The sequence below is a fragment of the Tardiphaga sp. 709 genome (genome assembly GCF_032401055.1).
Classification (GTDB): domain Bacteria; phylum Pseudomonadota; class Alphaproteobacteria; order Rhizobiales; family Xanthobacteraceae; genus Tardiphaga.
Map to the genome: position 1 here is coordinate 897686 of NZ_CP135529.1, position 11965 is coordinate 909650.

Genomic DNA, 11965 nt, shown 5'->3' on the forward strand with positions numbered 1-11965 from the left:
GTTCACGACCTAGTTGTCGTGTTCACCGAGCCGGTGATCACCTGCCACGCCGCGAAAACCCATAGCCAGCACGTAGCGCTCCGAGGAGTCCTTGCGGCTCGCGGCCGGCTTCACATGTTTCACTGTCGCGAAGTCGCGCTTGAGCTGGGTCATCAGTGTGGCATCGGCGCCGCTCTGGAACACCTTGGCGACGAAGGTACCGCCGGGCTTGAGCACGTCGGCGGCGAAGGCTGCCGCGTCCTCGACGAGGCCGACGATGCGGAGCTGATCGGTCTTGCGATGGCCGGTGGTGTTGGCCGCCATGTCGGACATCACCACATCGGCGAGACCGCCCATCATCGCCTTCAATCTGTCGGGCGCATCATTGTCGAGAAAGTCCATCTGGGCGAAGGTCACGCCGACGATCTCCGGCATTTCTAGGAGATCGATGGCGACCACCTGCCCTTTGCCCTCGGCCGAGCCGACGCGCCGCGCCGCGATCTGGCTCCAGCCGCCAGGCGCAGCGCCGAGATCGACCACCGACAGGCCGGGCTTCAGGAAGCGGTACTTATCGTCGATCTCGATGATCTTGTAGGCCGCGCGCGACCGCAGGCCGTCCTTCTTGGCCTGCTGCACATAGGGGTCATTGAGCTGGCGGTCGAGCCAGAGCTTCGACGACAGTTTCATTCTGCCGGCGCTCTTGACCTGGATCCGCAGGCGTCCGGTGGTGTCTTTGGCCATGGTCTCGTGCTTGCTTTCAGCTATTCGCGCTTCCCTTAGCACGGCATGGCGGGAAACCCGAATATTCGCTCTGAATCGGGGAAATCGGGCTCAGGAAACCCGGATCGCGCCGTCCTCGCGCATCATTTCCACCAGCATGCCCTCGCGCAGCCCCCGATCGGCCACGCGCAGCCGCGGCAGCGGGAACGCGTTGCGGATGGCGTCCAGAATGGCGCAGCCGCACAGCACCAGATCGGCGCGGTCCGGGCCGATGCACTGGTTGGCCGCGCGTTCCGCATAGGTCATGTCGAGCAGCTTCGCGATGGTCTCGTCGAGTTCGGTATTGCTGAGCCAGATGCCGTCGATGCGCCGGCGGTCGTAGCGCGCCAACCCCTGATAGACGCCGGCCAGCGTGGTCACCGTGCCCGAGGTACCCAGCATGTGCATGCCGTCGAGATCGCCGGCATGTTCGGCGGCGAACGGCGCCACGTGTCTGGCGACCTCCGCAATCATCTGCGTGTAGCTGTCCCGGGTCACGTGCTTGCCGCCGAATTTCTCGGCCAGCGTCACCACGCCGAGCGGGATCGACATCCACGCCTTGATCAGCGGTTTGCCCGAGGGATCATGGGGATCGCGTTCGATACGCACCAGTTCCGATGAGCCGCCGCCGATATCGAACAGGATGGCGCCGCGGCCCTGCGGATCGATCAGCGGCGAACAGCCGATCACGGCCAAAGCGGCTTCGGTCTCGCGATCGATGATCTCCAGCGTGATGCCGGTTTCGCGCGCCACCTGGTCGAGAAACGCGTCCGAATTCGAGGCCGCGCGGCAGGCTTCGGTCGCGATCAGCCGCAGCCGCTGCGCGTCCCGCGCGCGGATCTTGTCACGGCAGATGCTGAGCGCCGAGATCGCACGGGCAATTGCGGCGTCGCTGATGACGCCGGACGTCGAGACGCCCTCGCCCAGCCGGATGATCCGCGAAAACGAATCGACCACGCGAAAGCTGTCGCCCGTGGGACAGGCGATCAGGAGACGGCAATTATTGGTTCCGAGATCGAGCGCGGCATAGGTGTTGGCGCATGCGGCTTCGCGCCCGCCGTCGGCCAATGCCGCAACCAATCCCTGCACACCCTCGCCCGGCCCGTGGCCGCCGCGAAGCCGCGTGTCATCATCCATTCAATCTGTCTTTCCGCGACCGTTCCGGCCGACATGGAAATATCTTTCACGGAAAGTTTAGCAGGGCACAGGATCAGCGCAACCTTGGCGCCCCCCCATGCCCAATCGTCCGTTGTCGTACAGGTCACGCTGCCTTATCTCAGGGACTTACAGGGGCGCGCCCCCGCGCCAAATCCTGGAATCATCCACATTTGATGGATTCATCATGCAAGATTTTACCGGCTCGCCCGTCGATAACGCCATCGCCATGCAGAAATACGGGGTCGGCCAGCCTGTCCGCCGCAAGGAGGACGACACCCTCGTCCGCGGCAAGGGCAAATATACCGACGACCTCAACCTGCCCGGCCAGCTCTATGCCTGGATCGTCCGCAGTCCCCATGCCCATGGCGTGATCCGCGGCATCGATACCGAGGCTGCCCGGGCAATGCCCGGCGTGCGCGGCGTCTGGACCGGCCAGGATCTCGAAGCCGCCAATTATGGCCCCTTCACCTGCGGCCTGCCGCTCAAGAGCCAGGACGGCACCCCGCTGTTCCAGACCAATCGCCATGCGCTGATGACCGACAAGGTGCGCTATGTCGGCGACCCCGTCGCCTTCGTGGTGGCTGAAACAGTCGCGCAGGCGCGCGACGCCGCCGAAGCCGTCGTCCTCGACATCGACGCCCTGCCGGCCGTCACCGATTGCGAGGCCGCAACGAAGTCTGGCGCACCACAGCTCTACGATCACATCCCCAATAACGTCGCGCTCGACTATCACTATGGCGACACCGCTGCCGTCGAGGCCGCCTTTGCGTCGGCTGCGCATGTCACCAAACTCGACATCGAGAACACCCGCGTCGCCGTGGTGTCCATGGAACCACGCTGCGCGCTCGCCACTTACGAAAAATCCGGCGGTCGCTACGTGATCCAGGTGCCGACCCAGGGCGTCGCCGGCAATCGCAACACACTCGCCAAGCAGCTCAACGTCGCGCCCGACAAGGTCCGTATTCTCACCGGCAATGTCGGCGGATCGTTCGGCATGAAGAACATCAGCTATCCTGAGTATATCTGTCTGCTGCACGCCGCGAAGGAACTGGGCAAGCCGGTGAAGTGGCTCGACGAGCGCTCCTCCAGCTTCCTCTCCGACAGCCACGGCCGCGCGCAGGATATCCATGCCGAACTCGCCCTCGACAAGGACGGCAAGTTTCTCGCGGTGCGCCTGAAAGGCTACGGCAATCTCGGCGCCTATATCACCGGCGTGTCGCCGAGCCCGCTGTCGCTCAACACCGGCAAGAACCTCGCCAGCGTCTACAAGACGCCGCTACTGTCGGTGGACATCAAATGCGTGCTCACCAACACCACGCTGATGGGCGCCTATCGCGGCGCCGGCCGCCCCGAAGCCAACTACTTCATGGAGCGGCTGATCGACCGCGCAGCCGACGAGATGGGCATCGACCGCTTCACACTGCGCAAGCGTAACTTCATCAAGCCGTCGCAGCTCCCCTTCGCGGCAGCCTCCGGCGTCACCTATGACAGCGGCGACTTCCAGGGCGTGTTCGACAAGGCGCTGGAAATTTCCGATCACGCCGGCTTCGCCAGGCGCAAGAAGGACAGCCGCAAAAACGGCAAGCTGCGCGGCATTGCGGTGGGCTCCTATCTCGAAGTCACCGCGCCGCCGTCAGGTGAGCTCGGCAAGCTCACTTTCAGCGAAGACGGCACCGTGACGCTGACCACCGGCACACTGGATTACGGCCAGGGCCATGCCACGCCGTTCGCGCAGGTGCTGTCGGCGCAGCTCGGCGTGCCGTTCGACGCCATCCGGCTCGAACAGAACGACAGCGATCTCGTCCGCATGGGCAACGGCACCGGTGGCTCACGCTCGATCACTGCATCGGGCCAGGCCATCGTCGAAGCCTCGGATCTCGTCATCGCCAAAGGCAAGGTTGCCGCCGCGCATCTGTTGGAAGCGTCCGAAGCCGACATCGAATTCAAGGCCGGCCGTTTCACCATTGCCGGCACCGACCGTTCCATCGACATCATGGAACTGTCGCAGCGTGTGCGCGAGGGCAAGATGCCGGACGGCGTGCCCTCCTCGCTCGACGTCGACCACACCTCATCGGACGTGCCATCGACCTTCCCGAACGGCTGTCATGTCGCCGAAGTCGAGATCGATCCCGACACCGGCGTTCTGACCATCGTCAATTACGCGGCGGTCAATGACTTCGGCACCATCGTCAATCCGATGATCGTCGCCGGCCAGTTGCATGGCGGCGTCGCCCAGGGCATCGGCCAGGCGCTGATGGAGAAAGTCAGCTACGACGCGTCGGGCCAGCCGATCACCGGCTCCTTCATGGATTATGCCATGCCCCGCGCCGGCGACATTCCACTGATGCTGGTCGGCGATCATCCCTCGCCGGCGACGACCAATCCGCTTGGCACCAAGGGCTGCGGCGAAGCCGGCTGCGCGGGCTCGCTCTGCACCATCGTCAATGCGGTCGTCGATGCACTCAGCGATTACGGCGTCACGCATATCGACATGCCGCTGACCTCCGAGCGCATCTGGCAGGCGATCCAGGACGGCAAGAAAAGCAAGGCGGCGTAAGGCCAGACCATCTCAACAAAAAGCCCCGCGATCACATCGCGGGGCTTTTCATCTGCTGTGCGCCACTGCTGGTGGCCAGCAGTCGCCCCCTAGCTCTTGGTCCCGTATTTCCGCGCGAAATCCCGCCCGGACTTCGCGATGCAGACCGCGGCCTGGCTCTGATACATCGACCCCTCGTTCTTCTCCGCGATCTTGTTGCATTTCGCCCGCGCCTTTTCATAGGCCGCCTTGGTCGCGGGCAACGCCTTCGGCAGGAAGCGCGGTTCGCATTTTTTCAGCACAATGTCGGAAAACGCATTGTCCCCGGACGAACCGAGCTGGCAGAGTTCCATGATCCGATATGCGCCTTCGCAGCTGAACTCGGCCTTCATCGCTGCCTCAATGGCCTGATGGAGGCCGCCTGCCTTCGCTTCGGCTGCATCACCGATGGGGCATTTTTCTGCGGCGGCGAGAACAGGCGTTGCAAAAGCAAACACCGCGAATAAAGCAACGCCAATTCCACGCATCGTTTTCGTCTTTCAAAATGACCAAAAGAAAGTCCCGCGGCTTTCACCGCGGGACTTTTGCATTGGCCGTTGCTGCCGTCTAGTGCGCCAGGATCGCCAACAACAACAGCGCCACGATGTTGGTGATCTTGATCATCGGGTTCACCGCGGGACCTGCCGTGTCCTTGTAGGGATCGCCGACGGTGTCGCCGGTCACCGCAGCCTTATGAGCATCGGAGCCCTTGCCGCCGAAATGACCGTCCTCGATATACTTCTTGGCGTTGTCCCAGGCGCCGCCGCCCGAGGTCATGGAGATCGCGACGAACAGACCCGTGACGATCACGCCGAGCAGCATGGCGCCGACCGCCGAGAATGCCGCCGACTTGCCGACCGCACCGCCGCCGGCAATCGTGTAGATGATGAAGTAGACGACGATGGGCGACAGCACCGGAAGCAGCGACGGGATGATCATTTCCTTGATCGCAGCCTTGGTCAGCAGATCCACCGCACGGCCGTAATCCGGCTTGTCGGTGCCCTGCATGATGCCCGGCTTCTCGCGGAACTGACGCCGCACTTCCTCGACGATGGCGCTGGCCGCGCGGCCCACGGCCGTCATGCCCATCGCACCGAACAGGTAGGGCAGCAGACCGCCGAACAGCAGGCCAACCACCACATAGGGATTGGTCAGCGAGAAGTCCGGCAGCACGTCCTTGAAGTACGGATACTTCGCGGCATTGGCGATGAAGAATTTGAGGTCTTCATTGTATGCCGCGAACAGCACCAGTGCGCCCAAGCCAGCCGAACCGATGGCATAGCCCTTGGTGACCGCCTTGGTGGTGTTGCCGACCGCGTCGAGCGCGTCGGTCGCCTTGCGGACTTCCTTCGGCAATCCGGCCATTTCGGCAATGCCGCCGGCATTGTCGGTGACCGGACCGAAGGCATCGAGCGCCACGATCATGCCGGCCAGCGCCAGCATTGTCGTGGTGGCAATCGCGATACCGAACAGACCCGCGAGGCTGTAGGTGACGAGAATGCCGGCGATGATGACGATCGCCGGGCCCGCCGTCGACTCCATCGAGATCGCCAGACCCTGGATCACATTGGTGCCGTGGCCGGTGACCGACGACTGCGCGATGGACTTCACCGGCCGATAGTCGGTGCCGGTGTAGTATTCGGTGATCACGATGATCAGCGCCGTGACAACGAGGCCGGCGACGCCGCATTCGAACAGCGCCAGACCTGTATACTTCACGCCGGTCAGCGGACCGAAACCGATCAGCCAGTAGATCACGGCGGCAACGCCGAACAGTGACAACACGCCGGTGGCGATCAGGCCCTTATACAGCGCGCCCATGATCGATTGGCTGGCACCGAGCTTGACGAAGAACGTGCCAGCAATCGAGGTCAGGATGCAGATGCCGCCAATGGCGAGCGGCAGCGTCATCATGTTGACCAGCAATGGCGAACTCGCGAAGAAGATCGCGGCCAGAACCATGGTGGCGACCGCAGTCACCGCATAGGTCTCGAACAGGTCGGCGGCCATACCGGCGCAGTCGCCGACATTGTCGCCCACATTGTCGGCGATCGTCGCCGGGTTGCGCGGATCGTCTTCAGGAATGCCGGCTTCCACCTTGCCGACGAGATCGCCGCCGACGTCAGCGCCCTTGGTGAAGATGCCGCCGCCGAGACGTGCGAAGATCGAAATCAGCGACGCGCCGAAACCGAGCGCCACCAGCGCATCGATCACAGTGCGGCTGTTGGCAGCGAGGCCCAGGGCGTGCGTGAGATAGGCGAAGTAGATGGTGACGCCGAGCAGCGCCAGACCCGCCACCAGCATCCCGGTGATGGCCCCCGCCTTGAAGGCGAGTTCGAGGCCACCGGCCAGCGAGATCGTCGCCGCCTGCGCGGTGCGGACATTGGCACGCACCGAGACGTTCATGCCGATGAAGCCGGCTGCGCCCGACAACACGGCACCGATCAGGAAGCCGAAGGCAACGAGCATGCCGAGGAAGTAAGCCAGCAGCGCGAAGATCACGACGCCGACGATGCCGATGGTGAGATATTGTCGCTTCAGATAGGCCTGTGCGCCCTCTCGCACGGCCTCTGCAATTTCCTGCATCCGTGCGTTACCCGCATCGGCCTTCAACACAGAACTCGTCGCCCAGATCGCGTAAACGATCGACAGTGCCCCGCAGAGCACGATCACCCACAATGCTGTCATGGAATCTGCCTCAGTCCTTCCTGCCCGGCGCCTTGTTAATGGCGCATAAAAAGGAGGCCTGCCCAGCACGTGAGGACGGCCTCTCGTTTGATGAGCATGGCAAAATCGGTATCGGCGTGCAACGCTGCCAATGGGCTAATGCAGGATTTTTGGAGGGGCTCTTAACCCCTCCCCGCATCTTGCGCCGGGTGAGGTCGAAAGCCGCGCAAAGCGCGGGTTTCGGGTGAGGGGCATGGCAATGGCCCCTCGCTTGGTCGTCAGCTTCGGATCGTTCCGAACCAGCAACAGCATTACTTGGTCAAACCGCGTGCCCCGCCCCTCACCCGCCGCGAAGACGCGGCGACCTCTCCCCGCGCAAGATGCGGGGAGAGGTTAGGTCCGCGCTCGTGGGAACGGTGAGGCTAGTCAGAAGTGGCTGTAGGACAGGCGCTTCAACACGATGTCCCTGCCCGCCTGGTCGACGAAGCGCGGCGATGACGCACCTGCAACAATCGCCCCGATGACCGCGACCCGCACGCCCGCCTGGTGCGCGGCCTGCACGAAACCGGTCGTGCGATTCGCTGGGATGGTGCAGAGGACTTCGTAATCGTCGCCGCCGGCAACGACCGTTTCAAGACCGATCACACCGCGATCCAGCAGTGCTGCCGCCGGATCCGACAGCGGAATAGCCGATGCATCGATGACGGCGGACACACCCGAAACGGCACAGAGCTTGGCGAGATCGCCGGCCAATCCGTCGGAGACATCCATCGACGCCGTCGCGAAATCGCGCACCGCCAATGCTAGCGCGTTGCGCGACTGCGGCACCCGATAGCGTGTCACGAGCGCGTCACGCGCCTTGCTGTCATCAGCCAGCGCCGTGGCCACCGCGCCACTCTTCAGCACCGCCAGGCCAAGCGCGGCATCGCCGATCGTGCCACTCACGACCACGCGGTCACCCGCTGCCGCGCCGTGACGCCGGACCATCTTGCCCACCGGAACGCGTCCGAAGGCGGTGACTGAGACCATCAGCGGCCCCGGCGTCGAGACCGTATCGCCGCCAAGCAGCGCGCAGCCGAATGTCGCGATGTCTTCGCCAAGTCCACGCGCGAATTCGGTGAGCCAAGCCTCATCATGTGTCCGCAGCGCCAGCGTCAGCACAAAGCCGGCCGGCACCGCGCCCTTGGCGGCAAGGTCTGACAGGTTCACCCGCAACGCCTTGCGCGCGATGGTGTCCGGGGGATCGTCAGGGAGAAAATGCACGCCTTCGACGATGGCGTCGGTGTTGACGACGATGTCCTCGCCGTCTGCCTTGAGCACCGCGGCGTCGTCGGTCAACCCGAACGCACCAGGATCAGTCGCGAGCGGCTTGAAGTAGCGCGCGATCAGGGAGTCTTCGCCGGATGCGTTGGACCCGGCTGACATGGTCAGTGTCCTGCGCGCGAAAACTCTTCCGCGCGAAATTGCCGGGCGATCTGGTCAAGCACCGCATTGACCATGCCGGTCTCGTCGCCTTCGACAAAGGCATGCGCGACGTCGACATATTCCGACACCACGACACGCGCTGGAATGTCCTTGCGATGTTCCAGCTCATAGGCGCCGGCGCGCATCACCGCGCGCAGGATGGCCTCGATACGCTGCAGCGGCCAGCCCTTGGACAGCGCTTCGTCGATCAGCGGATCTAGCTTGTTCTGGTCGCGCACCACGCCGGACACGACATCGCGGAAGAACGCCTCTTCGGCGGGGAGATACTGGTCACCCTCGATCTCGCTGCCGAGCCAGAAACTCTCGAACTCGGCGAAGACGTCGTTGATGCCGGAGCCCCCCACATCCATCTGATACAGCGCCTGCACGGCCGCGAGACGCGCAGCGCCGCGGCGATTGGCCTTGCGGTCACCCTTGGGGACCGGCTTCTTGAAGTCGGCTTTCTTGTCAGCCATCACTCAGGCCTTCGCCAGACGGCGCTTGATGCGCAGCACGGACAGCGCGGCGCGGGCCGCATCGCCGCCCTTGTTCAATTCGCCGGCGCGTGCACGCGCCCAGGCCTGTTCGTCGGTATCCACCGTGATGATCCCGTTGCCGAGAGGCAGGCGCAGATCGACCGACAGATCCATCAGCCCGCGCGAGGACTCCATCGAGACGATCTCGAAATGGAACGTCTCGCCACGGACCACGCAGCCCAGCGCAATTGCCGCTTCGTAGGGCTTGCCGCTTTTCGCGGCAGCATCGACCGCAATCGCGATGGTCGAAGGAATTTCCAGCGCGCCCGGCACCGTCAACACGTCGTAACTGACCCCAGCCGCTTTCAGTTCAACGATCGCGCCTTCCAGCAGCGCATCCTGAATGTCGTCATAGAACCGTGCCTCAACGATCAGGACGCGCGCGCCCGTAATGTCGGTCTGGTCCTGCAAATGAGCGCGTCGCGCGTCTGCCATCGGTATTCCGTCAAATTTGCGAGAATTGGTTGATTGCGCAGGGTTTTAGGCGCAGCGGCGCCATATGCCAAGGGCTGATAGGGGCTGATCGAGCCTCGAATTATTTCATTTCACTGAGCCGCGCCGCATAGCGGGCCATCAGGTCGACCTCGATATTGACCTCGGCGCCCGCTTCCCAAGCCTTGCCCAGCGTGGTGACGCTCAGCGTATGCGGGATGATCAGCACCGCGAATTGCACGTCATCGACAGTATTCACCGTCAGCGACACGCCATCCAGCGTGATGGAGCCCTTGGTGGCAATGAAACGCGCCAGCTCGCGCGTCGTGCGGAAGGTGATCCGCGCCATATCCGGCAAGGTCTCGCGCGACACGATGGTCGCGATGCCGTCGGCATGGCCGGCGACGATGTGACCGCCGAGTTCATCGCCGATCTTCAGCGCGCGCTCGAGGTTGAGCCGGCTGCCCACCTTCCAGTGCTTCGCCGTGGTCATGCCCAGCGTCTCGGCAGCGGCGTCCACGTCGAACCAGGTTTTGCCGCTGGCGACACCGGAGCCGACCACCGTGAGGCAGACGCCGTTGCAGGCGATCGACGCACCATCGGCAATGGTGGTCTGGTCGTAGTCGCAAAGAATCCGCAGCCGGTGCAACTGGCCCTGTGCAACCTGCTGCAGGCTCTCGATCTCGCCGATATCGGTGACAATGCCGGTGAACATTAGCTTCTTTCGTAGATGATCAGGGTGTCATTCTCGATCGTCTCGCTAGCACGCTGCACGAAGTCCCGCGACCCGGTGATCGCCGATAGCGGCAATGCATCCAGCGCGGCAACGCCGCCCTCGCCGATCTCCTTGGACCCACGAAACAGCCAGACCTCGTCGACGAGACCCGCAGCCACGAAAGACGACGCGACTTTCGATCCGCCTTCGACCAGCAGCTTCGTAATGCCCTTCTCCGACAAGCTATGCAGCACGGCCTGCAAATCCAGTCCTGGCGGCGGCGCGGTCGTGGTCGGCACGCGCAGCACCTGCGTGCCGGCAGCGCCCAGCGCCATCGCGGCGGGCGCCTCCGACAGACTGGAGGTCATCACCCAGAGCGGCGTCGTGCGCGCCGAATGCACCAGTCTGCTATTACCGGACATGCGCAGCGCACGGTCGAGCACCACGCGCACCGGCGAGCGCTTCATCATGCCCGGCAAGCGACAGGTCAGTTCGGGATCGTCAGCGATGACGGTGCCCATGCCGACCAGCACGGCGTCGCATTGCGCCCGCAAGAGATGCACGCGCGACCGCACCATCTCGCCGGTGACGGCGACAGGCTTGTGACCGGCCGCAGCGATCTTGTCGTCCGGCGACACCGCGAGCTTCAGCACGACATGCGGGCGCTTGTCGCGGATACGCCGAAAGTGTCCGGCGTGATCGCGCGCGGCCTGTTCGGCGCAGAGTCCGACATCGACCCTGATGCCCGCCGCACGCAGCCGCGCATGACCCTGGCCCGCCACGTCCGGATTGGGATCTTCAATCGCCGCAACAACGCGCGCGATGCCCGCGGCGACGATCGCATCGGCACAAGGCGGCGACTTGCCGAAATGCGAGCACGGCTCCAGCGTCACATAGAGCGTTGCGCCATCAGCGGCTTCGCCGGCCTGCGCCAGCGCCACAGGCTCGGCATGGGGACGGCCGCCGGGCTGGGTCCAGCCACGGCCGATGATCACACCGTCCTTCACAATGACCGCACCGACCGCGGGATTGGGCCATGTCCGGCCCTGCCCGCGCCGGCCAAGCGTTAGTGCGAGCTGCATGAAGCGCAGGTCGGTGGCTTTCGCGTCGGCGGATTTTTGAGCGTATTGATCTTCCAGGATACGGAAGATCATTTTCGAATGACCACCGGCCGGCCGTCGTCATCGGCATGCAATTCGCCGAGCACGGCCTCGAAGTCCTTGGCCTCGCGAAAATTGCGATAGACCGAGGCAAAGCGCACATAGGCGACGTCATCGAGCCCGCGCAGATGCTCCATCACGATCTCGCCGATGGTCTCCGACGAAATCTCCGCCTCGCCGCCGCTTTCCAGCTCGCGCACGATGGCCGAGACCATGGTCTCCACCCGCTCCGGATCGACCGGGCGCTTGCGCAGGCTGATCGAGAGCGAGCGCACCAGCTTGTCGCGATCGAACGGCACGCGGCGGCCGTTGCGCTTGATCACCGTAAGTTCGCGGAGTTGCACGCGCTCGAAGGTGGTGAAGCGGAAATTACAGGCGACGCAGACGCGCCGCCTGCGGATCACGGCGGAATCTTCCGCGGGACGCGAGTCCTTCACCTGCGTATCGAGGCTATTGCAGTTCGGACAGCGCATTCCCAACAACCTTCCAGACACTCGTTCCTGCGCGACCTTCTGACCGC

At 63.9% G+C, this 11965-nt stretch carries 11 protein-coding genes; 1 reads left to right on the forward strand and 10 read right to left on the reverse strand.

All coding sequences use genetic code 11. From position 1 onward, the window contains the following. Positions 1 to 9: 9 nt before the first annotated feature. Together RSO67_RS04710 and RSO67_RS04715 are read right to left on the reverse strand one after the other, a co-directional pair. Positions 10 to 720, reverse strand: a complete 711-nt coding sequence (locus tag RSO67_RS04710; RefSeq protein WP_068730972.1) for an RlmE family RNA methyltransferase — start codon at positions 718 to 720, stop codon at positions 10 to 12. Between the two features lie 90 nt (positions 721 to 810). Then, entirely contained in the window at positions 811 to 1875 is a 1065-nt protein-coding gene (locus tag RSO67_RS04715; RefSeq protein WP_315842571.1) for a Ppx/GppA phosphatase family protein, read from the reverse strand. A gap of 205 nt (positions 1876 to 2080) precedes the next feature. Here RSO67_RS04715 and RSO67_RS04720 point away from each other — a divergent pair, with 205 nt between their 5' ends. Beyond that, positions 2081 to 4453, forward strand: a complete 2373-nt coding sequence (locus RSO67_RS04720) for a xanthine dehydrogenase family protein molybdopterin-binding subunit (protein ID WP_315842572.1) — start codon at positions 2081 to 2083, stop codon at positions 4451 to 4453. Positions 4454 to 4542: 89 nt separating this feature from the next. Here the strand turns inward: RSO67_RS04720 and RSO67_RS04725 are convergent, their stop codons facing one another. The 8 genes from RSO67_RS04725 to nrdR all read right to left on the reverse strand — a co-directional run bounded on the left by RSO67_RS04725 (position 4543) and on the right by nrdR (position 11918). Beyond that, complete coding sequence (locus tag RSO67_RS04725) at positions 4543 to 4959, reverse strand: hypothetical protein (RefSeq protein WP_315842573.1); 417 nt, start codon at positions 4957 to 4959, stop codon at positions 4543 to 4545. Between the two features lie 79 nt (positions 4960 to 5038). Continuing rightward, the gene (locus RSO67_RS04730; protein ID WP_315842574.1) at positions 5039 to 7159 is read right to left on the reverse strand and encodes a sodium-translocating pyrophosphatase; all 2121 of its coding nucleotides are present in this window, start codon (positions 7157 to 7159) and stop codon (positions 5039 to 5041) included. A gap of 405 nt (positions 7160 to 7564) precedes the next feature. After that, positions 7565 to 8563 (reverse strand): thiamine-phosphate kinase, encoded by a 999-nt coding sequence (gene thiL, locus RSO67_RS04735; RefSeq protein ID WP_315842575.1) that lies wholly within the window; start codon positions 8561 to 8563, stop codon positions 7565 to 7567. Positions 8564 to 8565: 2 nt separating this feature from the next. Then, complete coding sequence (nusB, locus tag RSO67_RS04740) at positions 8566 to 9078, reverse strand: transcription antitermination factor NusB (protein ID WP_315842576.1); 513 nt, start codon at positions 9076 to 9078, stop codon at positions 8566 to 8568. Positions 9079 to 9081: 3 nt separating this feature from the next. After that, complete coding sequence (gene ribH, locus RSO67_RS04745; RefSeq protein WP_092144206.1) at positions 9082 to 9573, reverse strand: 6,7-dimethyl-8-ribityllumazine synthase; 492 nt, start codon at positions 9571 to 9573, stop codon at positions 9082 to 9084. Positions 9574 to 9673: 100 nt separating this feature from the next. Then, on the reverse strand, positions 9674 to 10285 hold the full coding sequence (locus RSO67_RS04750; protein ID WP_315842577.1) for a riboflavin synthase: 612 nt from the start codon (positions 10283 to 10285) through the stop codon (positions 9674 to 9676). Then, on the reverse strand, positions 10285 to 11439 hold the full coding sequence (gene ribD / locus RSO67_RS04755) for a bifunctional diaminohydroxyphosphoribosylaminopyrimidine deaminase/5-amino-6-(5-phosphoribosylamino)uracil reductase RibD (protein WP_315842578.1): 1155 nt from the start codon (positions 11437 to 11439) through the stop codon (positions 10285 to 10287). Before ribD ends, RSO67_RS04750 begins: the two co-directional genes overlap by 1 nt. Continuing rightward, on the reverse strand, positions 11436 to 11918 hold the full coding sequence (gene nrdR, locus RSO67_RS04760) for a transcriptional regulator NrdR (protein ID WP_315842579.1): 483 nt from the start codon (positions 11916 to 11918) through the stop codon (positions 11436 to 11438). The genes ribD and nrdR overlap by 4 nt, the downstream gene beginning before the upstream one ends. Between the last annotated feature and the right edge of the window lie 47 nt (positions 11919 to 11965).

Bases quoted from the DNA above. Each gene is read 5' to 3' on its own strand.
- RSO67_RS04710 (WP_068730972.1), bottom strand. From the start codon at position 720: ATGGCCAAAGACACCACCGGACGCCTGCGGATCCAGGTCAAGAGCGCC.
- RSO67_RS04715 (WP_315842571.1), bottom strand. From the start codon at position 1,875: ATGGATGATGACACGCGGCTTCGCGGCGGCCACGGGCCGGGCGAGGGT.
- RSO67_RS04720 (WP_315842572.1), top strand. From the start codon at position 2,081: ATGCAAGATTTTACCGGCTCGCCCGTCGATAACGCCATCGCCATGCAG.
- RSO67_RS04725 (WP_315842573.1), bottom strand. From the start codon at position 4,959: ATGCGTGGAATTGGCGTTGCTTTATTCGCGGTGTTTGCTTTTGCAACG.
- RSO67_RS04730 (WP_315842574.1), bottom strand. From the start codon at position 7,159: ATGACAGCATTGTGGGTGATCGTGCTCTGCGGGGCACTGTCGATCGTT.
- thiL (WP_315842575.1), bottom strand. From the start codon at position 8,563: ATGTCAGCCGGGTCCAACGCATCCGGCGAAGACTCCCTGATCGCGCGC.
- nusB (WP_315842576.1), bottom strand. From the start codon at position 9,078: ATGGCTGACAAGAAAGCCGACTTCAAGAAGCCGGTCCCCAAGGGTGAC.
- ribH (WP_092144206.1), bottom strand. From the start codon at position 9,573: ATGGCAGACGCGCGACGCGCTCATTTGCAGGACCAGACCGACATTACG.
- RSO67_RS04750 (WP_315842577.1), bottom strand. From the start codon at position 10,285: ATGTTCACCGGCATTGTCACCGATATCGGCGAGATCGAGAGCCTGCAG.
- ribD (WP_315842578.1), bottom strand. From the start codon at position 11,439: ATGATCTTCCGTATCCTGGAAGATCAATACGCTCAAAAATCCGCCGAC.
- nrdR (WP_315842579.1), bottom strand. From the start codon at position 11,918: ATGCGCTGTCCGAACTGCAATAGCCTCGATACGCAGGTGAAGGACTCG.